The sequence below is a fragment of the Kitasatospora sp. NPDC001159 genome, assembly GCF_053598235.1.
Window position 1 is genome coordinate 1 of record NZ_JBSFJV010000269.1, and the last position, 1663, is coordinate 1663.

Genomic DNA, 1663 nt, shown 5'->3' on the forward strand with positions numbered 1-1663 from the left:
AGAAGCCGTTGTCTTATCGGACGTGATCGGTGTATTTCCGCTGGTGAGGCATAGTGTCGGCCGCCGGACGGCAGGCTTGATCCATCGGGATCGTGTTGTCGGTGGAGGTGCCGGATGGCGTCGGTGGTGGGGCTGCTGGAGGAGCGGGAGCTGGTAGCGCGGCAGCGGGTGGAGTCGTTGCGCGAGGAGGCGGACCGGATCCAGGCCGAGCTGGCGGAGGCGGAGACCGACTGGGAGCGGTGGGTGATCGCCCGGGAGAGGGTCGATCAGGTCCTGTCCGCGCCGCGCGGGCAGGAGATGGCGGCGGTGCCCGCGGACAAGCCCTCGGAGCGGGCCGGCCGGGCTCCGGTTCGGGCGGCGGTGGCCGGGTCGGTGGTGCCGGTACGCCGGGATGGACTGGACGCGACCGCGCTGGCACCGGACTACCAGCGGATCGTCCACCTTCTGGCGAACCGTCAACACTCGGGATCGAGCGAGGCGATGGGCTGCCAGGAGATCGCGGCTGGGCTGGGGCTGGACGTGGTCCCGGCGAAGGTCGAAGGAGTGCGGTCGAAGGCGAAGCGCCTGGTCGAGCGCGGCTGGCTGGCCGAGGATGTGCCGGGCCGTTTCAGCATCGCCGGCCGGCCAAGCGACGGCTCATGACCATGGTCATCGACCACCAGATCATCGCCTCGGCGGTGTCAGTGCGGGCCTCGTAGTCCCGCGCGAGGCGGCGTGAGCGCATCAGCCACGCGAACGTGCGCTCCACCAGCCACCTCTTCGGCAGCACGACGAACCCGGTGGTGTCGTCACTGCGCTTGACCACCGTCAACGCGATCCGCCAGGCACTCATGGCGATGTCGACCAGGCGGCCGGTGTAGCCGCCGTCCGCCCACACCAGGGTCAGCCACCAGAACCGCTCACGCAGCCGGGCCAGGAGGGTTCGCGCGGCGTCGCGGTCGGTAACGGACGCGGCGGTGACCACCACGGCCAGCAGCAGCCCGAGGCTATCCACCACGATGTGCCGCTTGCGTCCCGGCACTTTCTTCCCGCCGTCGTAGCCGGACGTGGACCTCGGCACCGACGCGGCAGCCCGCACCGACTGCGAGTCGATGATCCCCGCCGTCGGCTCCGGATCCCGCCCGTCGGCCTCGCGGACCCTGCCCCGCAGCCGGTCGTGCAGTTCCTTGATCAAGCCCTGGTCGCGCCAGCGCCGGTAGAAGGCATAGACCCGGTCCCACGCCGGGAAGTCGACGGGCATCGCCCGCCAGGAGATGCCGCCGGCGACCAGGTAGCGCACGGCGTCGAACATCTGCCGGTGACAGTAGCCTTCCGGCTGCCCGCCCCAGCCCTCCAGCCACCCCGGTACCGGCAGCGACGCACGGACAACCACCCACTCCTCATCCGTCATGTCCGACGGGTACCGGCGCCGCCTCTCCGGGCGATCGGCCGCGTTCCCGTACACGTGCGCGAGGCAATCACACTGCAGGCGAGTCGAGTTGGACTCGACGGGCAGCGGTACGGAAGACTGCGACACCAGGGCCTCCTGGAACCTCGAACGGCTTCGACAACCTTCGAGCTACCAAGAGGCCCTGCCTTCATGCGCCGACCGGCCTACGATCACCCCATCGAGACGCCCGTTCGACCGGCACGTCCCACGATCGGTACGACAACGGCTTCTGAG

2 protein-coding genes are annotated in these 1663 nt (G+C 69.9%); one reads left to right on the forward strand and one right to left on the reverse strand.

Going from position 1 to position 1663, the window contains the following annotated elements; translation table 11 throughout:
* The first annotated feature begins 114 nt into the window (after positions 1 to 114).
* The gene (locus ACWC9T_RS41765; protein ID WP_449826243.1) at positions 115 to 642 is read left to right on the forward strand and encodes a hypothetical protein; all 528 of its coding nucleotides are present in this window, start codon (positions 115 to 117) and stop codon (positions 640 to 642) included.
* On the opposite strand, the gene ACWC9T_RS41770 is transcribed toward ACWC9T_RS41765, so the two are convergent.
* Positions 608 to 1390: an IS5 family transposase gene (locus ACWC9T_RS41770; RefSeq protein ID WP_449826244.1), complete on the reverse strand. Its 783-nt coding sequence runs from the start codon at positions 1388 to 1390 to the stop codon at positions 608 to 610. The genes ACWC9T_RS41765 and ACWC9T_RS41770 overlap by 35 nt on opposite strands.
* Between the last annotated feature and the right edge of the window lie 273 nt (positions 1391 to 1663).

Coding starts and splice junctions, on each gene's coding strand:
- ACWC9T_RS41765 (WP_449826243.1), top strand. CDS start 115: ATGGCGTCGGTGGTGGGGCTGCTGGAGGAGCGGGAGCTGGTAGCGCGG.
- ACWC9T_RS41770 (WP_449826244.1), bottom strand. CDS start 1,390: ATGACGGATGAGGAGTGGGTGGTTGTCCGTGCGTCGCTGCCGGTACCG.